Origin of the sequence: Polaromonas sp. YR568 (assembly GCF_900116715.1) — a bacterium.
Classification (GTDB): Bacteria; Pseudomonadota; Gammaproteobacteria; order Burkholderiales; family Burkholderiaceae_C; genus Polaromonas.
The window spans coordinates 21,020-47,800 of sequence record NZ_FPBM01000015.1; the positions used below are offsets into that span (position 1 = coordinate 21,020).

The 26,781-nt window shown below is 62.1% G+C and carries 23 protein-coding genes; 14 read left to right on the forward strand and 9 right to left on the reverse strand.

The genetic code is table 11. The features are described from left to right. Nucleotides 1-11 precede the first annotated feature (11 nt). The 5 genes from BM408_RS21480 to BM408_RS21500 form a co-directional block, all read right to left on the reverse strand. Nucleotides 12-1,130: a 2-aminoethylphosphonate--pyruvate transaminase gene (locus tag BM408_RS21480; RefSeq protein WP_092132648.1), complete on the reverse strand. Its 1,119-nt coding sequence runs from the start codon at nt 1,128-1,130 to the stop codon at nt 12-14. A gap of 42 nt (nt 1,131-1,172) precedes the next feature. Continuing rightward, complete coding sequence (locus BM408_RS21485) at nt 1,173-1,685, reverse strand: DinB family protein (RefSeq protein WP_092132686.1); 513 nt, start codon at nt 1,683-1,685, stop codon at nt 1,173-1,175. Between the two features lie 8 nt (nt 1,686-1,693). Then, a complete protein-coding gene (locus BM408_RS21490) occupies nt 1,694-3,409 on the reverse strand; it encodes a putative 2-aminoethylphosphonate ABC transporter permease subunit (RefSeq protein ID WP_092132649.1) in 1,716 nt (571 codons plus the stop codon). Continuing rightward, nucleotides 3,409-4,461 carry a putative 2-aminoethylphosphonate ABC transporter ATP-binding protein gene (locus tag BM408_RS21495; RefSeq protein WP_092132651.1) on the reverse strand — a complete coding sequence of 351 codons (1,053 nt, stop codon included), beginning with the start codon at nt 4,459-4,461 and terminating at the stop codon, nt 3,409-3,411. The genes BM408_RS21490 and BM408_RS21495 overlap by 1 nt, the downstream gene beginning before the upstream one ends. A 123-nt stretch (nt 4,462-4,584) precedes the next feature. After that, nucleotides 4,585-5,634 carry a putative 2-aminoethylphosphonate ABC transporter substrate-binding protein gene (locus tag BM408_RS21500; protein WP_092132653.1) on the reverse strand — a complete coding sequence of 350 codons (1,050 nt, stop codon included), beginning with the start codon at nt 5,632-5,634 and terminating at the stop codon, nt 4,585-4,587. Nucleotides 5,635-5,822: 188 nt separating this feature from the next. Between BM408_RS21500 and BM408_RS21505 the strand changes: the two genes are divergently transcribed. The 6 genes from BM408_RS21505 to BM408_RS21530 all read left to right on the forward strand — a co-directional run bounded on the left by BM408_RS21505 (nt 5,823) and on the right by BM408_RS21530 (nt 13,218). Beyond that, a complete protein-coding gene (locus tag BM408_RS21505) occupies nt 5,823-6,632 on the forward strand; it encodes a phosphonate utilization associated transcriptional regulator (RefSeq protein ID WP_092132654.1) in 810 nt (269 codons plus the stop codon). Continuing rightward, complete coding sequence (gene phnA / locus BM408_RS21510) at nt 6,619-7,857, forward strand: phosphonoacetate hydrolase (RefSeq protein ID WP_092132656.1); 1,239 nt, start codon at nt 6,619-6,621, stop codon at nt 7,855-7,857. Before BM408_RS21505 ends, phnA begins: the two co-directional genes overlap by 14 nt. Nucleotides 7,858-7,932: 75 nt before the next feature. Then, complete coding sequence (phnY, locus tag BM408_RS21515; protein WP_092132687.1) at nt 7,933-9,351, forward strand: phosphonoacetaldehyde dehydrogenase; 1,419 nt, start codon at nt 7,933-7,935, stop codon at nt 9,349-9,351. Continuing rightward, nucleotides 9,342-9,914 (forward strand): phosphonate degradation HD-domain oxygenase, encoded by a 573-nt coding sequence (locus BM408_RS21520; protein ID WP_092132658.1) that lies wholly within the window; start codon nt 9,342-9,344, stop codon nt 9,912-9,914. Before phnY ends, BM408_RS21520 begins: the two co-directional genes overlap by 10 nt. Continuing rightward, complete coding sequence (locus tag BM408_RS21525) at nt 9,904-10,761, forward strand: EamA family transporter (protein WP_092132659.1); 858 nt, start codon at nt 9,904-9,906, stop codon at nt 10,759-10,761. The genes BM408_RS21520 and BM408_RS21525 overlap by 11 nt, the downstream gene beginning before the upstream one ends. Before the next feature lie 33 nt (nt 10,762-10,794). Then, on the forward strand, nt 10,795-13,218 hold the full coding sequence (locus BM408_RS21530; protein WP_092132661.1) for a GcvT family protein: 2,424 nt from the start codon (nt 10,795-10,797) through the stop codon (nt 13,216-13,218). 13 nt (nt 13,219-13,231) lie between these two features. Here the strand turns inward: BM408_RS21530 and BM408_RS21535 are convergent, their stop codons facing one another. From BM408_RS21535 to BM408_RS21545, 3 genes are all read right to left on the reverse strand, one after another. Beyond that, nucleotides 13,232-14,725: a sensor histidine kinase gene (locus BM408_RS21535; protein WP_092132662.1), complete on the reverse strand. Its 1,494-nt coding sequence runs from the start codon at nt 14,723-14,725 to the stop codon at nt 13,232-13,234. A 51-nt stretch (nt 14,726-14,776) separates the two neighbouring features. Beyond that, on the reverse strand, nt 14,777-15,451 hold the full coding sequence (locus BM408_RS21540) for a response regulator (RefSeq protein ID WP_092132664.1): 675 nt from the start codon (nt 15,449-15,451) through the stop codon (nt 14,777-14,779). 108 nt (nt 15,452-15,559) lie between these two features. After that, complete coding sequence (locus BM408_RS21545; protein WP_254774908.1) at nt 15,560-15,982, reverse strand: MarR family winged helix-turn-helix transcriptional regulator; 423 nt, start codon at nt 15,980-15,982, stop codon at nt 15,560-15,562. A 264-nt stretch (nt 15,983-16,246) separates the two neighbouring features. Here BM408_RS21545 and recA point away from each other — a divergent pair, with 264 nt between their 5' ends. Beyond that, entirely contained in the window at nt 16,247-17,392 is a 1,146-nt protein-coding gene (gene recA, locus BM408_RS21550) for a recombinase RecA (protein WP_092132691.1), read from the forward strand. A gap of 95 nt (nt 17,393-17,487) precedes the next feature. Next, nucleotides 17,488-17,976 carry a recombination regulator RecX gene (gene recX, locus BM408_RS21555; RefSeq protein ID WP_092132665.1) on the forward strand — a complete coding sequence of 163 codons (489 nt, stop codon included), beginning with the start codon at nt 17,488-17,490 and terminating at the stop codon, nt 17,974-17,976. 3 nt (nt 17,977-17,979) lie between these two features. Here recX and argC read toward each other — a convergent pair whose 3' ends face one another. Beyond that, the gene (gene argC, locus BM408_RS21560) at nt 17,980-18,891 is read right to left on the reverse strand and encodes an N-acetyl-gamma-glutamyl-phosphate reductase (RefSeq protein WP_092132667.1); all 912 of its coding nucleotides are present in this window, start codon (nt 18,889-18,891) and stop codon (nt 17,980-17,982) included. 350 nt (nt 18,892-19,241) lie between these two features. On the opposite strand from argC, the gene sucC reads away from it, so the two are divergent. The 6 genes from sucC to BM408_RS21590 all read left to right on the forward strand — a co-directional run bounded on the left by sucC (nt 19,242) and on the right by BM408_RS21590 (nt 26,738). Beyond that, nucleotides 19,242-20,402 (forward strand): ADP-forming succinate--CoA ligase subunit beta, encoded by a 1,161-nt coding sequence (gene sucC, locus BM408_RS21565; RefSeq protein ID WP_092132668.1) that lies wholly within the window; start codon nt 19,242-19,244, stop codon nt 20,400-20,402. 19 nt (nt 20,403-20,421) lie between these two features. Continuing rightward, nucleotides 20,422-21,315 carry a succinate--CoA ligase subunit alpha gene (gene sucD, locus BM408_RS21570; RefSeq protein ID WP_092132670.1) on the forward strand — a complete coding sequence of 298 codons (894 nt, stop codon included), beginning with the start codon at nt 20,422-20,424 and terminating at the stop codon, nt 21,313-21,315. Between the two features lie 150 nt (nt 21,316-21,465). Further along, nucleotides 21,466-22,170 (forward strand): TerC family protein, encoded by a 705-nt coding sequence (locus BM408_RS21575; protein ID WP_371327039.1) that lies wholly within the window; start codon nt 21,466-21,468, stop codon nt 22,168-22,170. Nucleotides 22,171-22,523: 353 nt separating this feature from the next. Beyond that, nucleotides 22,524-25,238, forward strand: a complete 2,715-nt coding sequence (locus BM408_RS23245) for a CHASE2 domain-containing serine/threonine-protein kinase (RefSeq protein ID WP_305790685.1) — start codon at nt 22,524-22,526, stop codon at nt 25,236-25,238. A 13-nt stretch (nt 25,239-25,251) separates the two neighbouring features. After that, entirely contained in the window at nt 25,252-26,037 is a 786-nt protein-coding gene (locus BM408_RS21585; RefSeq protein WP_092132673.1) for a Stp1/IreP family PP2C-type Ser/Thr phosphatase, read from the forward strand. A gap of 38 nt (nt 26,038-26,075) precedes the next feature. Continuing rightward, entirely contained in the window at nt 26,076-26,738 is a 663-nt protein-coding gene (locus tag BM408_RS21590; RefSeq protein WP_092132674.1) for an FHA domain-containing protein, read from the forward strand. Nucleotides 26,739-26,781: the final 43 nt, after the last annotated feature.

A 26,781-nucleotide genomic window follows, 5' to 3' on the forward strand; every position in this document is an offset into this window, starting at 1 on the left:
AGGAGACGTTCTCAGGCGGCAGGTGCGGCGGACGTGATGCCCATGTCCTGCAAGGCGCCCGCCACGGCCAGCACGGCTTGTTCGATCTCATTCGGGCCTATTGCACCGATGCAACCCACCCGGAAAGTTTCCACCTGGGTGAGCTTGCCCGGGTATAGGACAAAGCCGCGATCTCGTGCAGCGGCATAAAACTTCTTGAAGTCGTAGCGGCTGTCGGCCGGTGCGTGAAAGGTCACGATGATGGGCGCCTGGATGGCCGGATCCAGGAAGGGCTTGAAGCCGAGCTTGGCCATGCCCGCGATTAATGTGCGGTAGTTGCTTTCATAGCGGGCCAGGCGCGCGGGCTGGCCGCCTTCTTCTTCAAATTGGGCAATGGCCTCGGCCAGCGCCACCACCACGTGGGTGGGCGGCGTGAAGCGCCACTGCGTGGTTTTTTCCATGTAGACGTACTGATCGTGCAGGTCCATCGCCAGCGACTGGCTGCGGCCGGCGCAGCCGTCGAGGATGGCCTTGCGGATAAACACAAAGCCCATGCCGGGCACGCCTTCAAGGCATTTGCCACTGGCCGCCACCAGCGCATCGAAGTGCACCTTGCGTGCGTCGATCTCGATGGCGGCGAAAGAACTCATGGCGTCCACCAGCAGGCCCTTGCCGTGGGCCTTGCAGACATCGGCCACTTCCTGCAAGGGGTTGAGCACGCCCGCGCCGGTTTCGCAGTGGATGAGCATGACGTGGGTAATGCTGGCGTCGGCCTTGAGCTGGTCGGCCAGTGCAGCGGGCGACACCTGCGCCGCCTCGTCAAAGGGCATGACGGTGCAGCGCCGGCCCATTAGCGTGGTGAGCCTGGCCGCGCGTTTGCAGTAAGCGCCGTTGTCCATCACCAGCACATGGCTGTCGCGCGGCACCACGGTGGCCACCGCCGCCTCAACGCTGAAGGTACCGCTGCCTTGCAAGGGCACAACGACGTGCGAGTCTTGCCCATGAACGACGGCCAGCAGGCTTTTGCGCACACTCGCCGTGACGGCGTTGAAGTCGCTGTCCCAAGAGCCCCAGTCTTTGAGCATCGCAAGCTTGGTGCGCAGCGTGGTCGTCAGTGGGCCCGGGGTCAAAAGGATTTTGTCTCTGTCCATGGTTTGCCTCTTTGTTTTTTGTGGGGATCGGTTCAGTTGAGTTCAACTCAGGTCGGGAGCGGCGTCGCGCAGGAAAACCGGCAGGTCCATGCTGGGCGGTTTTGCCGGCACCTGGTACATCATGTCGGCCACATAGCCCCGGTGAAACGTCTTGTGGTTGACGACGTGCAGCAACATGTCGCCGCGCGTCATGGCGCCCTCGCCGCCATCAACAAATCTGAAATGCACGACCTCGCTTTGCAGTCTGCCGGTCAGGCCGTCTGCGTAAAGGATGTACCAGTCGTCGAGCGCCTGCTGCTGCTCGCGCAGCTGCGCCAGTGCGGGAGTGCCGTCGGTGTTGCGGGAGGTGAAGCCATGCGGCCGGCCCTGCAGGTGCGCCTGCCAGATCATGTCCACCACATAGGCATGGTTTAGCGTGCGGAGCATATTGCCAAAGGATGTCGCGCGCGGTGCCGTCACTTCACCTGGCGGTAATTGGCCCAGCGCGGTGAAGAGGCGGTCATTCGCCCAGGCCGTGTAGCGCGTGAGCATGCGAAGGTTGCGGTGGTCTTGCATGCGTGTGTTCAGCGTGCGCCGCTTCGCCAGGCCTGCGTGCGGCGGTTGATCCACCAGGCCAGCGCCATAAACAGCAGCGTGGCAATCGTCGAAGCGAGCCCGATCAGCACCGCCATTGCGGCGGCAGCGCCAATTTCACCGGCTTCGTCCAGATTCAGGATGGCGATGGAGGCGACCTTGGTTTCAGGCGAGTAGAGAAAGACGACGGCGGAGATCGTCGTCATCGCGTTGATGAAGAAGTAGCGCGCGATGTCGACCAGGGCCGGCGTGCAGATCGGCAGGGTGACGCGCCAGAAGGTCTTGAAGAAGGGCACCTTGAGCGAAGCGCTGACGGCTTCGAATTCACCATCCAGCGCCTTGAGGGCCGTCACCGCCGTGAGGTGGCCGGTGGTGTAGAAGTGCACGATGGTGCACAGCGTCAGCAGCGTCAGCGTGTGGTACAGGCCGTTCAGCGGGTTGTCGGGCGCATTAAAAAAGAAGATGTAGCCCAGGCCCAGCACCAGCCCGGGCACGGCCATGGGCAGCATGGCCAGCATGCGCACAAAGCCGCGCAGGCCGTCCATGCCCTTGGTTTTTTCCAGCAGGTAGGCGCTGACAAACACCAGCGCCGTGCCGAAGAAGGCGGTGCCCGCGGCCATCTTCAGGCTGTTGACAAAACCGACACCGACTTCGGCATCGACCAGCCCCATGGTGTAGTGGCGCAGGCTGGGCGTGAGGTTGTAAGGCCAGAAACTGGCGAAAGAAGCGAACACCGCCATGCCCAGCATGGCCAGCACCAGGAAGGCGATGGCGCAGCAGTACAGCGTCATGACCCAGTCGTAGCCGCGCGAGGGCGTGGGCCGATAGGGCACGGCGCGTGCCGTCAGCATGGCGGTCTGGCGCTTGCTGACGTATTTGTCGACCGCAAAAGTCAGCACGGCCGGCGCCAGCAGCAAGATGGCGACGACGGCGCCCTTGGCAAAGTCCTGCTGGCCGATCACGAGCTTGAAGACGTCGGTGGCCAGCACGTTGAAGTTGCCGCCAATCACCTTGGGAATGCCGAAGTCGGTCATGACCAGCGTGAAGGTGACCAGTGCCGCCGAGATCAGGCCGTACTTGGCGCCGGGCAGGGTGATGGTGAAGAACTTGCGCCGGCTGCTGGTACCCATGGCGTTAGCGGCCTCATAAAGGCGTGCGTCCGACAAGCCGAGAGCGGTGACCAGGATCATCAGCGCATGCGGAAACACCGCAAAACATTCGGCCACCACAATGCCGGGCGCGCCGTAGATCTGCTCAATGCCCAGGCCTTGCATCCAGCTTTTCAGCACACCCTGGTTGCCGAACCAGTAGATCAGTGAAATCGCCGACAGCAGCGAGGGCGCCAGCAGCGGAATCAGCGTGATGCCGCGAAACAGCGCCTTGTACTGCATGCAGGAGCGCGTCAGCGCATAGGCAAAACCAAAGGCCAGCGGCACGGCAATCAGCGTGACGGCGGTGGAGACCCAGAGGCTGTTCCACAGGCTCTCCAGCAACGCCGGTGTTTTGGCGTACTCGATGAAGTTGTCGAACCAGACAAAATCGCCGGACTTGCCCAGCAGGGCTTGCTGCAGGATGGCCAGCAAGGGCGCCGCGAGGAAGACGATCAATACGACCGCCACGAGCGCAAGCGCCCCGTAGGCCAGGTGGTCAATCCAGTGGGTGCGCTGGCGTACCGCGGTGGGCGAGGGAGCAGTGAACACCGGCATCAAAACACCTTGATGCGATCGGGCAGCAGCTTCAGCGGCAGCGAGGAGCCGATCTCAAGCGATTGCTCGGAAAGGAAATTGAGCGAGAGATACACCGTGAGCTTGTGGCCGCCCAGCGCAGGCGAGGCTACATGCACGTGGCAGAAGGAGCCCAGGAACTCGATCTTCTCGATGGTGGCGTCAAACACATGGGCGTCGCCGGCGGCAATCGGCCGGGCCAGCACGTCTTCGGGCCGCAAATAGATTTTGGCTTCGCGGTCTGCGCCGTCGCAGGGCAGGCACAACGCGCCGAACTTCATCTCGCCGCCGCTCACGCGCACCGGCATCACATTAACCTTGCCCACAAAGTCGGCCACAAAAGGCGAAGCGGGCTCGCGGTAAATCTCCATGGGCGTGCCCACCTGCTCGATCAGGCCGTGGTTCATCACCACAATGCGGTCGGCCACGCTTAGGGCCTCTTCCTGGTCGTGCGTCACCATGATGGTCGTCACGCCCAGCTTTTGCTGCAGCGCGCGGATTTCCTGGCGCAACCGCACCCGCTCCAGCGCGTCAAGCGCCGACAACGGCTCGTCCAGCAACAACAAGCCCGGCGAAGTAGCCAGCGCTCGCGCCAGCGCAATGCGCTGCTGCTGGCCGCCCGAGAGCTGGCTGGGGTATTTGCTTTCGCTGCCCGGCAAGCCCACCAGCTTGACCAGCTCAGTCACGCGTTTGGCGGCTTCGGCCTTGGGCGTCTTGCGGTTGACCAGCCCATAAGCCACGTTGTCAGCCACACTCAGATTGGGAAAGAGGGCATAGCTCTGGAACACGATGCCGTAGTCACGCAAAGCCGGCGGCAGCAGCGAAATGTCGCGGCCGCCCTGGTGCACTTCACCCGAAGTTTGCACCTCCAGCCCCGCGATGATCCGCAGCAGCGTCGTCTTGCCGCAGCCCGACGGGCCGAGGAAACACACGAACTCACCCTTGCGGATATCCAGGTTGATGTCTTGCAGTGCGGTGAATGCGCCGAACTCCTTGCGGATATGGCGCAGGTTCAGAAAAGTGTCGTGGGTCATACGTGGGTATTGCCTGGGCTACGCCGATACGAAAACCAAGCAGCCGCGTGGAACCGGCTTAGCCGGGCCACAGCGGCTGTCCCCCTGAGGGGGAGACAGCGGCCAAAGGCCGCTGACAGGGGGCTACTTCTTCTCTGTTTTGGAGTTGTAGCGCTTCGTCCACTCATTCAGGATGCGCTCGCGGTTGTCAGCGGCCCAGTTGAAGTCCATCTTGACCAGGCGCGACTCATAGTCCTTGGGCACATTGGCCAGCGGCGGCGCCAGGCCCGGCTGCGCGGTAATGGCAAAGTTTTTGCCGTAGAGCATCATCGCGTCCTTGCTCGATGCCCAGTCGGCCAGCTTCTTGGCGGCGTCCAGTTTCTTGGTGCCTTTGTGGATGGCAAAGGCTTCCAGGTCCCAGCCCAGGCCTTCTTTCGGGAACACGAGATCAATCGGTGCGCCCTTGGCCTTGTTGGCGTTGCCGCGGTATTCAAACGAGATGCCCGCGAGGAACTCGCCTGAGGCGGCCATGTTGCAAGGCTTGGAGCCCGAGTGGGTGTACTGCGCGATGTTTTCATGCAGCGCGTCCATGTACTTCCAGCCGCCGCCCTTGCCGTCCTTGTCGCCAAAGAGCGTGAGCCAGGCGGTCACGTCAAAGTAGCCGGTGCCGCTGGAGGCGGGGTTGGGCATGACGATCTGGCCTTTGTAGATGGGCTTGGTCAGGTCCTGCCAGGTTTCTGGCGTGGGAATGTTTTTCTTCTTGGCTTCAACGGTGTTGAAGCATACGGTCGCGCCCCACACGTCCATGCCGAACCAGGCGGGGACTTTTTTCTTGTCACGGTACTGACTCATGATGCCGTCAAGATTGATCGGCGCATACGGTTCGAGCATGCCCTGTTTGTCGAGCAAGGCCAGGCTGGAGGCCGCCACACCCATGATGGTGTCGGCCTGCGGGTTGGACTTTTCGGCGAGCAGCTTGGCGGTGATCACGCCGGTCGAGTCGCGGACCCATTTGATTTCGATGTCGGGGTAGACCTTGTTGAAGCCTTCCTGGTAGGCCTTGATCTGGTCGGTTTCCAGTGCGGTGTAGACCAGCAGCTGGGTCTTCTGGGCGAAGGCGCCGGTAGACGCGGCGAGCAGGCCCAGAAGGGCGATGGCCTTTGACAGTGATTTGAGGTGGGTAGCCAGTTGCATAAAAAATCCTTTATTGGAGACCTGCAATGTTGTGACTTGATCGTGTCGGGGTAGTGACACTGTGATGACCCGCCTGTGTTCAGGCCTGCCAACCCAGCTCATTTTTTATTTGACGCCGACCCTTCTATCTTGTCAATTGTTTATTGCAGATTGTTGACAATCTACATTTTTATGCTTCAATTCAGGGCATGAACGCTGCTTTGCATCCCACCATCGCGCAACTCCAGAACAGCTCCCTCACCACTGTGGTGCAGCAGGAAATCGAGCGTGCCATCCTTGCCGGCGAGTACGAGCCCGGCAGCAAATTGATCGAGGCCACGCTGGCCGAAAAGATGGGTGTCTCGCGCGGCCCGGTGCGCGAAGCTTTTCGCATGCTCGAGGAAGCCGGCCTGGTGCGCAACGAGAAAAACCGCGGTGTGTTTGTGCGGGACATTCCCATCGATGAAGCCGTCGAAATCTTTGACCTGCGCGCCGCGATGGACGAACTGGTCGGCCGCCGCCTGGCGGAAAACATCACCGCCGCCGAGGTCAAGGAGCTCAAGGCGCTCGTCGACTCCATGGAAAAGGCGGTGAAGGCCGAAGACCCTCACGCCTACCACCTGCTCAATCTCACCTTTCACGACCGCCTGGTGGAAATGGCCGGTAACCGCAAGCTGACCGAGATCTACCGCAAGCTGATCAAAGAGCTATCGCTGTTCAGGCGGCTGAACCTGGCCGACGGCTGGCTCATGCCCATGTCGGCCAACGAACACCGGCAGATCGTCAAGGCGATTGCGGCGGGCGATGCCGATGCGGCCGGCCGCGCGATGTTCCAGCACGTGATCGAAAGCAAGGAGCGCACGATAGAAAACGACTTGCGCAGGCAGGCCGCGCTGGCCGAACAGGCCGAGGCCACCGCCAAGCCCGTTCGCCTGGTCGCCAGCACCACGGGCGCACCCAAAAACAAAGACAAAGAAAAAACCAAAGTCAAGGAAGGGCCATCACGTGGCAAACGCTGAATCAGGGACTGAAGTGAAAGTCAACGGCCGGGCCTACAAGCTCCCGGCCAAACCCACGGTGGTGGTCTGTGTGGACGGCTGCGAGCCAGACTACCTGGCGCAAGCCGTGGCCACCGGCCAGATGCCCTGGCTCAAGCGCACGCTGGCGCTGGGCTCGGGTCTGACGGGCGACTGCGTGGTGCCCAGCTTTACCAATCCCAACAACCTCTCCATCGTCACCGGCGCGCCGCCCAGCGTGCACGGCATTTGCGGCAACTACCTGTTCGACACGGCGAGTGGCACCGAGGTCATGATGAATGACCCCAAGTGGCTGCGCGCGCCCACGCTGCTGGCCGCGCTGTCGGATGCCGGCAAGTCGCTGGCCGTGGTGACGGCCAAAGACAAGCTGCGCAAGCTGCTGGGCCACAAGATGAAGGGCATCTGCTTTTCGTCCGAGAAGGCCGACCAGGTCACGCTGGAAGAAAACGGCATTGAGGGCGTACTGGGCCTGGTGGGTCAACCGCTGCCCAGCGTGTACAGCGCCGACCTGTCGGAGTTTGTCTTCGCGGCCGGCGTGAAGATCATGCAGAAGTACAAGCCCGATGTGATGTACCTTTCGACCACCGACTATGTGCAGCACAAGCATGCACCCGGCACCGACGGCGCCAATTCCTTCTACCGCATGATGGACGGCTACATGCAGCAGCTCGACGACCTGGGCTGTGTGATTGTGCTGACCGCCGACCACGGCATGAACGCCAAGGTCGCCATGGACGGCACGCCCGATGTGATCTACCTGCAGGACTGGTTTGACAACTGGCTGGGCGCGGCCGTCGCACGCGTGATCCTGCCGATCACCGATCCTTATGTGGTGCATCACGGTGCGCTGGGATCGTTTGCCACGGTGTATTTGCCCGAAGGCACCAACATCGAGGCCGCGCGCAAGCGTCTGGCGGCGCTCAAGGGCATGGAGCTCGTGCTCTCGCGTGAGCAGGCGGCTGAACGCTTTGAGCTGCCGGCCGACCGCATTGGTGACATCGTGGCGGTGTCGGAACGCTTCACCGTGATCGGAACCTCGGCTTCGCGCCATGATCTTTCGGCGCTGGAAGTGCCGCTGCGATCACACGGCGGCATGAGCGAGCAGCGCGTGCCGCTGATCGTCAACCGCCAACTCCCGGGGTTGGACCGCAGCCGGCGCTTTCGCAATTTCGACGCCTTCGACCTGGCGCTCAATTACGCCCAGTAGTCCGGCGCCCTTAACGTTCATTCCGAAAGCAGCAGCGTGATTGACCAGTACATTCAGGACCACCAGCTCAACGCCATGCGCCTGGCGGGCCGCAAGGTCGGCGCTGACCGCAGCGGCGACCGGGCCATCGAGGTCTTCAACCCCTTCACCGAAAAGCGCATCGGCACCGTGCCCAAGGCCACGCTGGAGGAAGTGCGTGACATTTTTGCCAAAGCGCACGCCTACAAGCCGCAGCTCACGCGCTATGAACGCGCAGCGATTCTGAATCGCGCGGCCGCCATCATCCAGTCGCGGCTGAGCGAAGTTGCAAGCCTCATCACCGCGGAAGCCGGCCTTTGCATCAAAGACGCGATTTATGAAGCCGGCCGCGTCAGCGACGTGCTGCTCTTTGGCGCAACCGAAGTGCTCAAAGACGACGGCCAGATCTTCAGCTGCGACCTGACGCCCCACGGCAAGAAGCGCCGCGTTTACACGCACCGCTCGCCGTTGCTGGGCGTCATCACCGCCATCACGCCTTTTAACCACCCGATGAACCAGGTGGCGCACAAGGTGGTGCCCAGCATCGCGACGAACAACCGCATGGTGCTCAAGCCGTCCGAGAAGGTGCCGTTTTCGGCCATCCTGTTTGCCGACATCCTGTATGAAGCCGGCCTGCCGCCCGAAATGCTCAGCGTGGTGACCGGCGACCCGCGCGAGATTGCCGACGAGCTGATCACCAACCCCATGGTTGACCTGGTGACCTTCACCGGCGGTGTGGCCATCGGCAAATACATTGCGTCCAAAGCCGGTTACCGCCGCGTGGTGCTGGAGCTGGGTGGCAACGACCCCATCATCGTGATGGAAGATGCCGACATCGACGAGGCCTCAACGCTCGCCGTGCAGGGTTCGTACAAAAATTCGGGCCAGCGCTGCACCGCCATCAAGCGGCTCATGGTGCATGAAGCGGTGGCGGGTGAGTTTGTCGAGCAGGTGCTGGCCAAGACCCTGGCCTGGAAATACGGCGACCCCGCCGACAAGGCCAATGACATGGGCACTGTGATCGATGAGCCGGCCGCCATGCTGTTTGAATCGCGTGTGAATGAAGCCGTGAGCCAGGGCGCGAAACTGCTGGCCGGCAACAAGCGCCGCGGCGCGCTGTACTCGCCCACGCTGCTGGACCATGTGCTGCCGCAAATGACGGTGGCGCGTGAGGAAACTTTCGGCCCGGTGTCGCCAGTGATCCGCTTCAAAAACATTGAAGAAGCCATCCAGATTTCCAACGGCACGGCTTACGGCCTTTCGAGCGCGGTGTGCACCAACCGCATGGACTACATCAACCGTTTTGTGAGCGAGCTGCATGTCGGCACGGTCAACGTGCGTGAAGTGCCCGGTTACCGCCTGGAGCTCACACCCTTCGGCGGCATCAAGGACTCGGGCCTCGGCTATAAAGAAGGCGTGCAGGAAGCGATCAAGAGCTTTACCAATCTCAAAACTTACTCAATGCCATGGCTCTGACTTTTGCGGATATCGCGCGCCTCTTTGAAGAGCGCGGCGGCGAACAGTACAGCGGCGAGCCCGTGACGCAGTTGCAGCACGCTCTGCAGACCGCGGCGCTGGGCGAGGCAGAAGGCGCGAGTGACGCGCTGGTCACCGCCGCCTTGCTGCACGACCTGGGCCATCTGCTGCATGACCTGGGCGAGACGCCCTCGCTGCGCGGCGTGGATGATGTGCATCAATACCGCGCGCTGCCTTTTCTGCGTGGCCTGTTCAATGATGAGGTGCTGGACGCCATCAAACTGCATGTCGATGCCAAGCGTTACCTCTGCGCCGCGCGGCGCGGCTACCATTCCAGCCTGTCGGCCGATTCCAAACGCAGCCTGCTGCTGCAAGGCGGCATCTTTTCGGCCGAAGAAGCCGCGCGCTTCATCGCTCAGCCCGGGGCTGAAGATGCGGTGAAGCTGCGCCTGTGGGACGACCTGGCCAAAGACGAGAAAAAAGTGACGCCGCCGCTGTCGCACTTCCTGGCGCGGGCGCGGCGTTGCGCCCTTCCCGCCTCAAGGCCTTCGCTTGCCGCCTGAAGTCCTGATACTGACCTGGCCGGTGCTGTGTGCCGTGCTCTTCGGTGCGCTACTGCATGCGGGCTGGAACGCACTGGTCAAGTCCAGCACCGACAAGTCGCTGGACATGGCAGTCATCCACCTCATCGGTTCGGTGCTGGCAGTGCCGCTGGTGCTGGTGGTAGGCCTGCCGCGCATGGAGGCCTGGCCGTTTATCGGCGCTTCGGTGCTGATCCACATCGGTTACTACATTGCCACCACGCAGGCCTACAAACATGGCGACCTTGGCCTTACTTATCCGTTGATGCGCGGCGTGGCGCCGCTGCTGGTGGCGCTGTCGGCCACCTTTACGCTGGGTGAAACCTTGAGCCCGCTGGCATGGGCCGGTATTGTGGGAATTTGCAGCGGCGTGCTGGTATTGGGCCTGAGCCGCCACGCGCTGCACGCGCGCAAGGCGGTCGGCTTCGCGCTGGCCAACGCCGTCATCATCGCGATCTACACCGTGGTGGATGCGTTGGGCGTGCGGGCTTCCGGCAACGCACTGCAATACGTTGCCACCCTCTTCCTGCTCGACGGCTGGCCCTTTGGCCTTTTGATGATGGCGCGGCGCGGACGCGCCATGACGGACTACGCGCGCCACCGCTGGCCGGTGGCGACCGGCGGCGCGCTGGCCTCGCTGGGCTCTTACGGCATTGCGCTGTGGGCCATGACCCGCGCGCCCGTGGCCACGGTCGCGGCGCTGCGCGAAACCTCGGTGCTTTTCGCGGTGCTGATCGGCTGCTGGTTGCTAAAGGAAGCCTTTACAGTGCGCCGCTTTGTGGGCACCTGCGCCATCGTCGGTGGTGTCATGGCCATTCGGTTAGCGTGATCAAAAATCCCAATCTCCTGTGAGGCCCATGCCATGACCACCACGACACTTCCCAGCCACGCACAAATCGTGATCATAGGCGGCGGCATTGCCGGTTGCTCGGTCGCCTACCACCTGGCGAAGATGGGCAGGACCGACGTGCTGCTGCTGGAACAAGGCAAGCTCACCAGCGGCACCACCTGGCATGCGGCCGGCCTGGTTGGCCAGATGCGGCCCAACCGCAACATGACGCAGATGAGCAAGTACGGCATTGAGCTTTACGCCTCGCTGGAGGCCGAGACGGGCCTGGCCACCGGCTGGAAACAATGCGGTAGCGTGAATGTGGCGCGCACGCCCGAGCGCATGAAGGTGCTCAAAAAGCAGGTGGCCATGGCCAACAGCTTTGGCGTCGAGTGCCATGAGATCTCGCCGCAGGAAGCCGGCGAGAAATACCCCATCATGCGCACCGACGATCTGCAGGGCGCGATCTGGTTGCCGGGCGACGGCAAGGCCAACCCGGCGGATTTGTGCATGTCGCTGGCCAAGGGCGCGCGCAACCGCGGCGTGAAGATGGTCGAAGGCATTGAAGTAACCGGCGTCATCATTGAAAACGGCAAGGCCGTGGGCGTGAAGACCGCGCAGGGCGACGTGCGCTGCGAAGTGCTCGTCAACTGTGCCGGCCAGTGGGCACGGCAGTTCGGCAAGCTGGCGGGTGTGAATGTGCCGCTTTATTCGGCCGAGCATTTCTACATCGTTACCGGCAAGATCCCGGGCGTGCACCCCATGCTGCCGGTCATGCGCGACCCCGACGGCTACATCTATTACAAGGAAGAAGTCGGCGGCCTGGTGATGGGCGGCTTTGAGCCCCAGGCCAAGCCCTGGAAGATGGACCCGATTCCTTCGACCTTCCAGTTCGAACTGCTGGATGAAGACTGGGACCAGTTCGAACCGCTGATGACCGCGGCCATGCATCGCACGCCCTGCCTGGAGACCGCAGAAGTCAAGATGCTGCTCAACGGCCCGGAGAGCTTCACGCCCGACGGCAACTTCATCCTGGGCGAAGCCCCCGAGCTGCGCAACTACTTTGTCTGCGCGGGCTTCAATTCGGCCGGCATTGCCAACAGCGGCGGCGCGGGCCGGCTGATGGCCGAGTGGATTGTGGGCGGCGAGCCCAGCACCGATTTGTGGGATGTGGACATTCGCCGCTTCGGCAGCTTCACCGGCAACCGCAAGGCGCTGGCCGAACGCACCGGTGAGACGCTGGGCCTGCACTATGCGATGCGCTGGCCGCGGCAGGAACTGGAAACGGCGCGGCCGCTGCGGACTTCGCCGCTGTATGACATTCTTTCGGCCAAAGGTGCGGAGTTCGGCAGCAAGAATGGGTGGGAGCGGGCGAGCTATTTCAGGCCCAATGGCCAGACCAGGCCCGACTACACCTTGAGCAAACCCGGTTGGCTCCCCTGGATGATCGAAGAGCAAAAAGCCACACGCGAAGCCGTGGCCCTCTACGACCAGACCTCCTTCTCCAAATACCTGCTGCAGGGCCGCGATGCGCTGGCCGTGCTGCAGCGCCTGTGCGCCAACGAGATGGACGTGCCCGTCGGCAAGATGGTCTATACCGCCATGCTCAACGAACGCGGCGGCTTTGAGAGCGACCTGACGGTGATGCGACAGGCGGCGAATCAATTCCTCATCATCACCGGCTCCGCGCAAACCGTGCGCGACTTTGACTGGATCACGCGCCATATCGGCGAAGCGGAGCATGCGGTGCTGACCGACGTGTCGGCGATGTACTCGGTGCTGTCGGTGATGGGGCCGAAGGCGCGCGAGTTGCTGGCGCTCGTCAGCCCGGATGACCTGTCGCCCGAGGCGCTCAAGTTCTCATGGACAAAAGAAATCGACGTGGGCTTTGCCCGCGTGCGCGCCGCCCGCATGAGCTATGTGGGCGGGCCGGGCTTTGAGCTCTACACGCCGATTGAAATGGCGCGCCATGTCTACCTGGCGTTGATGGAGGCTGGAAAGGCGCTGGGCATTCGTGATGCGGGCTACTACGCGCTGGACGCGCTGCGCATCGAGCAGGGCCGCCGTGCCTGGGGCGCGGAGCTGGGCCCGGACGAAACGCCGTGGGAGGCCGGTCTGGCTTTCAGCGTCAAGCTCGACAAGCCGGCCGACTTTATCGGCAAAGCCGCGCTGCTCAATTCACAGGGGCTGGCGCTGCGCAAGAAGCTGGTGACGCTGGTGTTCGACACACCCGAAGCCTTTGCCTGGGGCGGCGAGGCGATTGTGCTGAGCGGGCAGACCGTGGGCGAAATCTCGTCCGTCGGCTGGAGCCCGCTGGCCGGCGCCTGCGTGGCGCTGGGCTATGTGCGCGGCAACAGCGCCAACCAGCCGCATGCCGGCACGCCAGCGGAGATTGAGCTGTGGGGTGAGCGCGTTGGCGTGAAGCTGTACGACAGGTGGCCGCCGGCCAAAACCTGAGGGCTACTGCCCATCACTGCCCGTCAGGCAAATCCATGCCGACAAAACGCACCGTGACGCGCGTGCCCGGCGTTTGCGGGTGCCCGGCCAGCGCGGCGTCTTCAATCGTGATGGTCGCGCCGTGCTGCTTGGCGATTTCCAGCACGATGGCCAGGCCCAGGCCCGAGCCGTCGACGTTGGTGCCCAGCGTGCGATAGAAGGGCTGGAACACCAGCTCACGCTCAGACTCCAGAATGCCGGGGCCCGAGTCTTCCACCAGCAGCACCAGCACACCGCTGAAGCGGTCTGTCATCAGCCGCAGCGTGACCTGGCCTTTTTCGGGCGTGTAGTTGATGGCGTTGTCCAGCAGGTTGCGCACCAGCTCCTTGAGCAGGGTGGCATTGCCTTCAAGCTGTGTGGCCTGTTCTCCGGCCTCCGGGCCGTCGTAGCCGAGGTCGATCTGCTTTTCCAGCGCGCGCGGCACCGAATCGGCCATCACTTCCGACACCACATGCACCAGGTCGATGTGCTGTTTGGCCAGGCTTCGGCCTGTGGTTTCGGCGCGCGCCAGCGCCAGCAGCTGGTTGACGGTGTGGGTGGCGCGAATGCTGGCGCGGCCTATGTGCTTGAGCGATTTTTTCAGCTCATCGGCGTCGGTTTCGCGCTGCGCCAGGTCGGCCTGCATGCGCAGGCCCGCCAGCGGTGTCTTGAGCTGATGGGCCGCGTCGGCCAGGAAGCGTTTTTGCGTGGTCAGCGATACCTTGAGCCGGCTCAGCAGGTCGTTGATGGAAGACACCAGCGGCGCGACTTCTTCAGGCACCGCGGTTTCATCGAGCGGGCTCATGTCGTCGGACTTGCGCGCGCGGATGCGCTTTTCGAGCTGGGCCAGCGGTTTGATGCCGCGCACCAGCGCCAGCCACACCAGCAGCACCGCCAGCGGCAGCGTAACGAACTGCGGCACCATCGTGCCCTTGACGATTTCGGTGGCCAGCGTCTTGCGCTTTTCCAGCGTCTCGGCCACCTGCACCAGCACCATCTGGCTAGGCGCGGCGTCAGGCGCGCCCGCGCCCTTCTCGTTGCGCCCCGCGGCTTTGACGTCGACCTTGAGCCAGGTGTAAGCCACGCGCACCTCTTCACCCTGGATGAGGTCTTCGCGCAGGCGCACCTCGCCGTTGGTGGGTTTGTCTTCGTCGGGCGGCGCGGGCAAATCGTGCTCGCCGCTCAGGTGCTCGCCGTGCGTGCCCATCACCTGGTAGTAGACGAGGTCGGTGTCGTCGGCGCGCAGGATTTCGCGCGCCGGCGCAGTCAGATTGAACTGCACCTGGTTGTTTTTGACCACCACCAGCTTGGCCAGCGCCTGCACGTTGTATTCGAGCGCACGGTCAAAAGGCTTGCCGGCGATGTTCTGCGCCACCAGCCAGGTCAGCGCCAGGCTGATAGGCCACAGCAGCAGCAGCGGCGTGAGCATCCAGTCGAGGATTTCGCCGAAGAGGCTTCGGCGCTCACGTTGAAAGAGCCTCAATGCCATGGCGCGCTTTGGGTGAAAACCGGCGAAGCGGCGACAGCAAATATCAAATGGCTACCCCGGAATTTTTTCGAGGCAATAGCCCAGCCCACGCACTGTGGCGATCCGCACCGGGCCTTTTTCAATCTTCTTGCGCAAGCGGTGGATGTACACCTCGATCGCGTTGTTGCTGACTTCCTCGCCCCATTCGCAGAGGCGCTCGACCAGCTGGTCCTTGCTGACGAGGCGGCCGGCCCGTTGCAGCAGCACCTCGAGCAAACCGAGTTCGCGCGCCGACAGCTCCAGCATCTGGCCGTCGATGGTGGCCACGCGGCCAGCCTGGTCGTACACCAGCGGGCCGTGTTTGATGGTGCTGCTGGCGCCGCCCATGCCGCGGCGTATCAGCGCGCGCACGCGGGCTTCAAGCTCCTGCAGCGAAAACGGCTTGGCCATGTAGTCGTCGGCGCCGTAGTCCAGGCCCTTGACGCGTTCTTCCACGCTGTCGGCGGCGGTGAGGATCAGCACCGGCATCGGCGAGCCGCGCGCGCGCAGGCGCTTGAGCACTTCCAGCCCGTGCATGCGCGGCAGGCCCAGGTCCAGGATCAGCAGGTCGAATTCGGTGTTGGTGAGCAGCGCGGCGTCGGCCTCGGTGCCGCTGGCCACGTGGTCGGCGGCAGCGCCCGAGGCGCGCAGCGTACGCAACAGGCCATCGGCCAGAACCTGGTCGTCTTCGGCAATCAGAATGCGCATGGTTGTCTCCAGATATCAGCCCCTGTTACAGGCCTTCGAGGGGCGGTTTGTGTTGTAAGGCAAATTCTAGGCTTTTGCAGCCGCAAGTTTGCTGACACGGCCATGTGGTCAGGCTCCCGCATACGCCTCCAGCCCCAGCGCCACCACAGTGGCCACATCTTGCCCCACCGCCTGGCGAAATTCGTCCTCAGCCTGCCGTACGGCCTGGTGAAAAGCTTCCAGCCACAGCAGCCCCGATTCGGTGAACACCACCCGGCGGGCGCGTTTGTCGTGCGGGTCGGGCTGGCGTGTCACCAGGCCCCAGGCTTCGCACTGGTCCACCAGGTCGCCCATGGCCTGTTTGCTCATGCCGGCGCTTTGCGCGAGGTCGGTCAGGCGTGAGCCGCCCACCGCCAGGTGGCGCGTGATGTGGATGTGCGCGGCGCCGACCTGGTCGCGCGCTGCCAGATTGGAGAGCGCCAGCGGCACCTCGACGCTGCTGGCCATCAGCGACAGCACGCGTTCGTCAAAGCGGCGCAGGGCGTGGCCCATCAGGCGCCCCAGGTGGGTTTGCCGCCAGCCGGCTTCAGTGGCGCCAAAAGGACTGGAAAGAAGGTGTGAGGCAAGGGGTGAATCCGTCGTTTCTGCCATTCGGTGATGGTATCCCAATTGATCAGGCAAACTGACTAAAAAGAGGGTTTACTTATTTTTATGGCGCCCATAAAGTACTGGTCATGCATCCAGCGCTGTGAATAAAAGCAGAGGCTGAAATTCAAGGCAACAAGTTTTACATCATTGATTTTCAAGGAGTTTTTCATGGAACTGACCAGCAAACTGAACCCCGCCCAAAACCCTGTACAAAGCGCCGCCCTGAACACCGAAAAGGCCAAGGCCCTGCAGGCCGCCCTGGCCCAGATCGAAAAGCAGTTCGGCAAAGGCACCATCATGAAGCTGGGCGACGGCGAGGTGATTGAAGACATCCAGGTCGTTTCCACCGGCTCCCTGGGCCTGGACATCGCCTTGGGCGTCGGCGGCCTGCCACGCGGCCGTGTGGTTGAGATCTACGGCCCGGAATCGTCGGGCAAAACCACGCTGACCCTGCAAGTCATCGCCGAAATGCAAAAACTGGGCGGCACCTGCGCTTTTGTGGACGCCGAGCACGCACTGGACATCCAGTACGCGCAAAAGCTGGGCGTGAACCTGCAAGACCTGCTGATCAGCCAGCCCGATACCGGCGAGCAGGCGCTTGAAATCGTTGATTCGCTGACCCGCTCCGGCGCGGTCGATCTGATCGTGGTCGACTCGGTGGCGGCGCTCACGCCCAAGGCCGAGCTCGAAGGCGAAATGGGCGACTCGCTGCCCGGCCTGCAGGCCCGGCTGATGAGCCAGGCGCTGCGCAAGCTCACCGCCACCATCAAGAAGGCCAACTGCATGGTCATCTTCATCAACCAGATCCGCATGAAGATCGGCGTGATGTTCGGCTCGCCCGAAACCACCACCGGCGGCAACGCGCTGAAGTTCTACGCCTCGGTGCGCCTGGATATCCGCCGCATCGGCTCCATCAAGAAGGGCGAAGACGTGATCGGCAACGAAACCCGCGTCAAGGTGGTCAAGAACAAGGTGGCCTCGCCGTTCAAGACGGCGGAGTTTGACATCCTCTACGGCGAAGGCATCAGTCGCCTGGGCGAGGTGCTGGATCTGGGGGTGGCCGGCCACATCGTCGAAAAAGCCGGCGCCTGGTATGCCTTCAACGGCGAAAAAATCGGCCAGGGCCGCGACAACTCGCGTGAGTTCCTGAAAGAAAACCCCGAACTCGCCATCGAGATCGAAAACAAGGTGCGCGAATCGCTGGGTGTTCCCTTGATCCAGGCGGCGGCAGGTAGCGAACCCGCCCCCGCTGAAAAAGCACCCAAGGCCGACAAAGCCGAGAAGGCTGAAAAGCCCGCCAAAGCCGCTGCCTGATTCTTTTCAATGCCAAATAAGGCCATAGCCCCGTTGGAGCGCGCACTCGCAGCGATTAAAAAGCTGAAGTTTGCGTGGGGCCTGGCCTGTTGACCATGGAAAATCCGTCAGATCACAAGCCCGTCAAACCCGCCTCCCGTGCGGGTTTTGGCCTTTCCCTGAAGGGCCGTGCACTGCGTTACCTCGCGGCGCGCGAACATTCACGCGCCGAGCTGGAGCGCAAGCTGGCCCCGCACGAAGAAACACCCGGCCAGTTGGCCCAGGTGCTGGACGACCTGGAGGCCAAGGACTTCATCAGTGAAGCGCGGGTGGTCGAGTCGGTGATCAACCGGCGCGCCGGTCGCTTTGGCGCGGCGCGCATCAAGCATGAGCTGCTCACCAAGGGCCTGAGCGCCGACCGGGTGGCCGGGGCGGTGGCCAGCCTGAAAGGCAGCGAACTGGAACGCGCCCGGGATATCTGGCGCAAGAAGTTTGAAAGCCCCGCGCCTGATGCGGCCGGCCGCGCTAGGCAGATGCGCTTTCTGGCAGCCCGGGGGTTCGGCGGTGATGTAATCCGCCGCGTAGTGCAAGCGGACGAGGACTGAAGGCTACAAGCCGAGCATCAGTTTGAGGTTCTGGACTGCGGCGCCAGAGGCACCCTTACCCAGGTTGTCCAGCCGCGCCACCAGCACCGCGTGGCGGTGCTCTTCGTTGGCGAACACGCGCAGTTCCATCTTGTTGGTGTCGTTCAGCGCCAGCGCATCCAGCGTGCCGGAGTCGCCTGCGGGCTCCACCGTCACCCATTCGCTGCCGGCGTAATGCTTGGCCAGCACATCGTGCAACTGTGCGCCGGTCGGCTTGCCGGGCAGCAGATCGAGGTGCAAAGGCAACTGCACCAGCATGCCCTGCTTGAAATTGCCCACCGACGGGATGAACACCGGGCGGCGTGAGAGGCCGGTGTATTTCATGATTTCGGGCAGGTGCTTGTGCTTCAGGCCCAGGCCGTACAGCTCAAAGAGTGGCGCGGTGCCGGCTTCGTAAGCCTCGATCATCTGGCGTCCGCCGCCTGAGTAACCGCTCACGGCTGGAAGGCTCAAAGGGAAGTCGGCCGGGAGCACACCGGCATCCACCAGCGGGCGGATCAGCGCAATCGCGCCGGTGGCGTAGCAGCCGGGGTTGCCGACGCGGTCGGCGGCGGCCACGGCGGCGCGCTGGGTCTGGGTCAGCTCGGGAAAGCCGTAAACCCAGCCGGTCACGGTGCGGTGGGCGGTGGAGGCGTCAATGATTTTGGGCTTTTTGCCGGTCAGGGAATCGATCATGGCGACCGATTCGCGGGCCGCGTCGTCGTGCAGGCACAGGATCACCATGTCCACCTGCGCCATGAGGGCGCGCTTGGCGGCTGCATCCTTGCGCAACTCGGGCGCGATGCTGACCAGCTCGATGTGCGGCATGGCTTGCAGCCGCTCGCGGATTTGCAGGCCTGTAGTGCCGGCTTCTCCGTCAATAAAAACTTTGGGCATGAAAACTTCCAGGTGCAAACAAGAGGGCGAACAAGGGGGCAAACAACAGAACGAACAACAAAAACGAAATGCGGAAATAACGAAATACCGGGGTCGCCAGCCGTGAAACGGGGTGTCCGAAAACGCCTTGCAAGGCCCAATTTCAGGCCTTTGCGGGCTGTTTATGGGCCATTTGGGGTTGTCAGGCCGGCACAAGAGTTGTGCGTCGCACCATGATACAGTTCTGAGTTGCTGCGTGCAGTGACCGCCGACGTGGTTTTTTGGGCCGGTGTGGCCTCTATCCGACACCCCATCGCCCTGCCCAAATCCCTGTTGCACCCCCCTCTTTTACTGAATCCTGAAGGTTTTTCATGAAAATTCACGAGTACCAGGGCAAGGAAATCTTGCGCAATTTTGGTGTGCCTGTGCCGCGCGGCATCCCGGCGTTCACGGTGCAGGAGGCGGTGGAAGCCGCGCAGAAGCTTGGCGGCCCGGTGTGGGTGGTCAAAGCCCAGATCCACGCGGGCGGCCGCGGCAAGGGCGGCGGCGTGAAGGTCGCCAAAACCATCGAAGACGTCAAGCGCATTGCCGGCGAAATCCTCGGCATGCAGCTCAAAACGCACCAGACCGGCCCCGAAGGCCAGAAAGTCCGCCGCCTCTATATTGAAGATGGCGCCGACATCCAGAAGGAATACTACGTCTCGGCCGTGACCGACCGCGAATCGCAAAAGGTGGCATTCATCGCCTCCAGCGAAGGCGGCATGGACATCGAAGAAGTCGCCCATTCCCACCCCGAAAAAATCATCAAGGTGTTTGTCGACCCGCTGGTCGGCATGACCGACGCCCAGGCCAAGGAAGTCGCCTCCGGCATCGGCATGCCCGCCGACTCCGTGGCGCAAACCGTCGACATCCTGCAAAAGCTCTACAAGTGCTACATGGAAACCGACGCGTCGCTGGTTGAAATCAACCCGCTGAACCGCAACAGCAAGGGCGAAGTCATGGCCCTGGACGCGAAGTTCAACTTCGACGCCAACGCGCTGTTCCGTCACCCCGAAATCGTCGGCTACCGCGACCTGGACGAAGAAGATCCGGCCGAAGTCGAAGCCAGCAAGTTCGACCTGGCTTACATCAGCCTGGATGGCAACATCGGCTGCCTGGTCAATGGCGCCGGCCTGGCCATGGCGACCATGGACACCATCAAGCTGTTCGGCGGCGAGCCGGCCAACTTCCTGGACGTGGGCGGCGGCGCGACGGCTGAAAAAGTCACCGAAGCCTTCAAGATCATGCTGAAGAACCCCGATGTCAAAGGCATCCTGGTCAACATCTTCGGCGGCATCATGAAGTGCGACACCATCGCCGACGGCGTGATCACCGCCTGCAAGGCCGTGAACCTGTCGGTTCCGCTGGTCGTGCGCATGAAGGGCACCAACGAAGACCTGGGCAAGAAAATGCTGGCGGACTCCGGTTTGCCCATCATTGCCGCAGACACCATGGCTGAAGCCGCGACCAAAATCGTGGCCGCCGTCAAGTAAGCCCCAGGAGAACACAAGCATGTCGATCTACATCAACAAAAACACCAAAGTCATCACCCAGGGCATCACGGGCAAGACGGGCCAGTTCCACACCCGTATGTGCCGCGACTACGCCAACGGCAAGAACGCGTTCGTTGCCGGCGTGAACCCGAAGAAAGCCGGCGAAGACTTCGAAGGCATCCCGATTTATGCCAACGTGACCGAAGCCGCCAAAGCGACCGGCGCGACCGTGTCGGTCATCTACGTGCCGCCCGCAGGCGCCGCTGCCGCCATTTGGGAAGCCGTTGAAGCCAACCTGGACCTGGCCATCTGCATCACCGAAGGCATCCCCGTGCGTGACATGCTGGAAGTGCGCAACCGCATGAAGGCCAAGGAAGCCGCCGGCGGCAAGAAAACCTTGCTGCTGGGCCCCAACTGCCCGGGTCTCATCACCCCCGACGAAATCAAGATCGGCATCATGCCGGGCCACATCCACCGCAAGGGCCGTATCGGCGTGGTCAGCCGCTCCGGCACGCTGACCTATGAAGCTGTGGCGCAATTGACCGAAATCGGCCTGGGCCAGTCCAGCGCCGTCGGCATCGGCGGCGATCCGATCAACGGCCTGAAGCACATCGACGTGATGAAAGCCTTCAATGACGACCCTGACACCGACGCGGTCATCATGATCGGCGAGATCGGCGGCCCCGACGAAGCCGAAGCCGCCCAGTGGTGCAAGGCCAACATGAAAAAGCCTATCGTTGGCTTTATCGCCGGCGTGACCGCCCCGGCCGGCAAGCGCATGGGCCATGCGGGCGCGCTGATTTCCGGTGGCGCCGATACGGCCGATGCCAAGCTGGCCATCATGGAAGCCTGCGGCTTCACCGTGACGCGCAACCCCTCGGAAATGGGCAAGCTGCTCAAGAATCTGCTGTAAGGCGCTGCGCGCAGCGACTTTCAGCAAACTTGACCTCGATCAAGCAAATACGCAGTAATACCGATCGCGGTGGCTGCGTTGCGGCTTAGACTCTCCAAAAAACAAAAAAGCGCTTTCCGGCGCTTTTTTCATTCATAACAGGAGCAACACATGTTTTTCGGACTGGACTTCGCGTCCCCTCTCTTCTGGAGCGCCTTCGGCTCCATCATGATCGCCAACATTGTCCTGTCGGGTGACAATGCCGTGGTGATCGCCATGGCTGCGCGAACGCTCAAACCCGAGCAGCAAGCCAAAGCGATTTTCTGGGGCAGTGCCGCCGCGATCGTGATGCGGATTGTGCTGACCATTGTGGCCATCCAGCTGCTGACCCTGCCTTACCTGAAAATCATAGGCGCAGTGTTATTGGTCTATATCGGCGTGGACCTGCTAAAGGGCGAAGAGGAAGGTGATGACCACGGCAAGGAAGTCAGCGGCATGGCGGCCGCGATCCGCACTATCCTGGTTGCTGACCTCGTGATGAGTCTGGATAACGTGCTTGCGGTGGCCGCCGCCGCCAAAGGCAACCTGCCGCTGCTGGTGCTGGGTCTGCTGGTAAGCATTCCGCTGATCATTTTCGGCGCCACCCTGCTGACCAAGGTGATGGAGCGCTTCCCCATCATCATCACCATAGGCGCAGCCCTGCTGGGCTTCCTGGCGGGCGAAATGCTGCTGACCGACCCTGCCGTGACGGCTCAGTTTGGCGCCATCAACGAGCATGCGGTCACCGTTGGCGGCATTGTGGGCGCCGTGCTGGTGGTGGCTCTTGGCACCTACCTGGCCAAACGGCAGCAGAAAAACACCTCCTCCGCCGCCTGAGGTTTGCAGGCTGAATCCCCCCGTGCCAATGCACGGGGGTGGCGGGCGAGCCCTTCGCCTGTATCCAGATGTATGTTGGTATGCCAGCGCGATCACTGCGTGTCGGCTGAAAACCACGTATTTGCAACAGTCCGCGCGGCTGCCATGCAAAAGTCACTTGTCCAGCCGCACCCCGTCTGTTAATGTCCATTGTCAGGAGACTTGTAACCTGCCGAAACAGTTGGCGGGTGCTGCTGAGCGCCTGTAAATGGCAATCCGCGCGACGGGTAATACAAAGCAATTAAAAAAACAGCCAAGGCTTATGTACAGCGAATCAGGACAAGGGACGGGAAGTGGCCAAATCATCTAGAAAATTGAGTCAGTTCTGGCGAGCCGACTGGTTTGTGGGCGTTTTGGTGGTGCTGGCCGTCTTGTTTCTGCACGGCCTGACGGACTTCTTCGGCACCCTGGAGCGCCGTTATTACGACTTTGCCAGCACGAGCACCTCGCGCCAGCCCTCCGAGCGCATCGCCATCATTGCGATCGACGACCAGAGTATTGCCAATATAGGTCGCTGGCCCTGGCCGCGTGATGTGCACGCCCAGCTGATCGACCAGTTGACGGCCGCCAAGGCCAAGACCATCGCGCACACGGCCTTCTTCTTCGAGCCCCAGACAGACCGCGGCCTGGTGTTTATCCGCAAAATCAAGGAAGCGCTCGGCCCGGTAGCCGATCCGGCGGCGCCCCCGCAGGGCGGTCTGCCCGAGCAGCTCGGCAAAGTTATCGCCGAAGCCGAAATTGCCCTGGACACCGACGCCAAGCTTGCCGCCAGCATGACCAAGGCCGGCAATGTGCTGGTGCCCTCGGTTTTCCAGCTGGGCGTGCCCCAGGGCCGGCCGGACAATCCTCTCCCGGCGTATGCCCTGAAGAGCGCCGTCGATGAGCCCAATGGGTTTTCCCTGCCGGCGATCCGCGGCCAGCAGCCCATTGAGCTGATCGGTACGGCAGCGGCGGGCATTGCCCACCTCAACCAGTTGCAGGATGTAGACGGCGCGGTGCGGCAAGAACCCCTGCTGATTAACTATTACGGCAAGGCTGTGCCTTCCATGAGCCTCCTGGTGGCGGCCAAGAGCCTGAACCTCGGGCCTGCCGACATCAAGCTCAATGTGGGTGAATCCGTGCAGATCGGCAAGCTGATGGTCAAGACCGATGAGGCGGCCCTGATGCTGCCGCAGTTTTACAAGGGTAAGGACGGCCGCCCTGCCTTTGCGGTTGATTCGTTCTATGACGTGATCTCCGGCAAGATTCCGGCCAGCAAATATGCCGACAAGATTGTCATCATCGGCGCTACCGCCGCGGGCGTAGGCACCCAGTTTCCCACGCCTGCCGGCCCGGGGCTTTCGCCGGCAGAGACCATTGCACACATCACCTCCAGCATCTTGAGCGAGCATTTCATCGTGCAGCCGGGCTGGGGTGTGTGGGCCACGCTCGGTGTATTGCTGCTGGTGGCGGGTTACCTGATCGCCGGCCTGCCGAGGCTTTCGGCAGGCAAAGCGGCCATCGTGACCCTGGTGTTCTTTATCTTGTTGTTGGTGGCCGAGTTTGGTTTGCTGTCGGCATCGGCAACGTGGCTCAAGCTGGTATTCCCGGCGGCCCTGCTCGTAATTGGGCACCTTGCCCTGACGACCAAGCGCTTCCTCATGACCGAAGCGGGCAAGCTGAAGTCGGATGAAGAGTCTGCCGAAACCAACCGCATGATGGGCCTGGCCCTGCAGGGTCAGGGCCAGCTCGACATGGCGTTTGACCGGTTCCGCCGGGTGCCCTTCACCGATGCGCTGATGGACAACATGAACAACCTGGCGCTGGATTTTGAGCGAAAGCGGCAGTTCAACAAGGCCCAGGCCGTTTACGAGTACATGGCCACCTATAACAAGAACCATAAAGACCTTCAGTCCAAGCTCAACCGCGCCAAAAACCTTTCGGAAACGGTCATCCTGGGTGGCGGCGGGTCGCATCCCGGCGGCACGATGCTGCTGGACGGCGGCGCTGTCGAAAAACCCATGCTGGGCCGCTACCAGGTGGAAAAAGAGCTCGGCAAGGGCGCCATGGGCGTGGTCTATCTCGGCAAGGATCCCAAGATCGGCCGTGTCGTCGCCATCAAAACCATGGCCCTGAGCCAGGAGTTCGAGGGCGAAGAACTCGACGATGCCCGCGAGCGTTTCTTCCGTGAGGCGGAAACCGCGGGCCGGCTGCAGCACCAGAATATCGTGACCATCTTCGATGCGGGTGAAGAGCACGATCTGGCCTATATCGCGATGGAGTTCCTCAAAGGCAAGGATCTGGCCGATGTGACCAAGGACGGGCACCTTTTGCCCATCCCCAAAGTTTTGTCTATCGTTGCCCGGGTGGCTGAAGCCCTGGCCTATGCGCACAAGCAGAATGTGGTGCACCGGGACATCAAACCGGCCAACATCATGTATGAAATTGACAGCGATACGGTGAAGGTGACCGACTTCGGCATCGCCCGCATCACGGATTCGAGCAAAACCAAGACCGGCCTGGTGCTGGGCACGCCCAGCTTCATGTCGCCCGAGCAGATTGCCGGTAAAAAAGTCGACGGGCGCTCTGATTTGTACTCGCTCGGCGTCATGTTGTTCCAGATGCTGGCAGGCGTGTTGCCTTTCCGGGGCGACTCCATGGCTGAGCTCATGTACAAGATCGCGAATGAGGCCGCACCCGATATCCGCATCGTCCGCAAGGAGCTTTCCGTGCGCCTGGCCGAGGTGGTTGCGCTTTCGCTCGCCAAGCAGCCTGAGTTGCGCTACCAGGACGGCGACCGGTTCGCCGCCGACCTGCGCGAGGTGATTGCCGGCCTGGGTGGCGCCGCACCTGTATCCAGCTATGCAGCCCCGCCGGCAGCTGCGCCCGCGGCACAATTCGACGCCACTGTGGTTCAATCTGCTGCCGGCACGCAGGCGCAAGAGCCAGCGGCCTATGATGCGACCCAGGTCATGAAAGCCGACGAGGCGCAGACGTTCGAAAAAACCATCGTCTCCAAGCCGCCTGCCGCCGATACCGATACCCAGTGACAACACGAACAAGATGATTTACGAGATTTGCACACATACCGACCCAGGGTTGACGCGGGACAACAATGAAGATGCGGTTGCCTTCGATGCGGCGACACGGCTCTGCATCCTGGCTGACGGCATGGGCGGCTATAACGCGGGTGAAATTGCAAGCGGCATGGCCGCGGCCTTCATCAAATCGGAAATGGGCCGCTGGCTTTCCCAGGCGGGCAGGCATGCCAACGCCAAGGAAGTGCGCCGTGCGCTGGAAATCTGCGTGGAAAATGCCAACCACTCGATTTTCAACGCGGCCAATTCCAATCCCCAGTACACGGGGATGGGCACCACCCTGGTTGTGGGTGTTTTCCAGGATGGCCGCCTGATGCTGGGTCACATCGGCGATTCGCGCTGCTATCGCCTGCGGGGCCAGGAGTTTCAGCAAATCACCAAGGACCATTCCTTGTTGCAGGAGCAAATCGACGCCGGGCTGATTACCCCTGAGCAGGCGTTGACGTCGCTGAACAAAAACCTGGTGACACGTGCCCTGGGCGTTGAGGACACAGTGCTGGTTGAGGTCAATGAACACCGCGTGGAGGCCGGCGATCTTTACCTGATGTGCTCGGACGGTCTCTCGGATATGGTGTCGGATGCAGGTATCTCGGCCGTCCTGGCAGGCGCCGGGACGCTGGAACAAAAAGCCAAGCAATTAATTGTGGCGGCGAATGAGGGCGGTGGGCGCGATAATATTTCCGTATTGCTCGCCTATGCCAAAGAAGACTCGGCCAAGCGCGGCCTTTTGTCCAGAATGCTGGGAAAATAGCGCGGTGACTGAAACATTAAAACAGACAGGAGTCGGCCATGCCGAAGATGATCGTCTCTATTGACGGCGTTGTGATCAAGGAAGTCCAACTGACGAAGGACCGTACCTCTCTGGGCCGCAGGCCCTACAACGACATCGTCATTGACAACCTTGCTGTGAGCGGGGAACACGCCGTCCTGCAAATGTCTGGCAATGAGGTCTATCTTGAAGACCTGAACAGCACCAACGGGACCTATGTCAATGGCAAGGCCGTCAAAAAGCTGCTGCTGCAAAACAGTGACACCGTGGAAATCGGTAAATACAAGATCAAGTATGTCAACGAGGCCGCGGCTGCGGGGTTTGAAAAAACCATGGTGATCAAGGCCGGCTCCGCCGGGCTGGTTCCGCCGGCACCGGCTGGTGCGCCTGCGGCGGCAGCTGCTGCTGAAGTCGGCGCCAATCTGACCGCTGCGATCAAGGTCATGTCCGGCGCCGCCGCCGGGCGGGAAGTGGCCCTGGTCAAAGTGGTGACCACCATCGGCAAGCCGGGTGTTGCCGTTGCGGCGATCACGAAACGGCCTCAGGGCTTCGTTGTGGCGCACGTGGAGGGAGCCGGAAAACCGACTCTCAATGGCGCGCCTATCGGTGCCGAGCCGGTCGTCCTGAAAAATGGCGACGTACTCGAGCTGGCCGGCACACAAATGCAGTTCGTCCAGCATTGACCTGGGCGCTTGCCTGGTCTCGCAGAGACGTGGACCGTAAGCA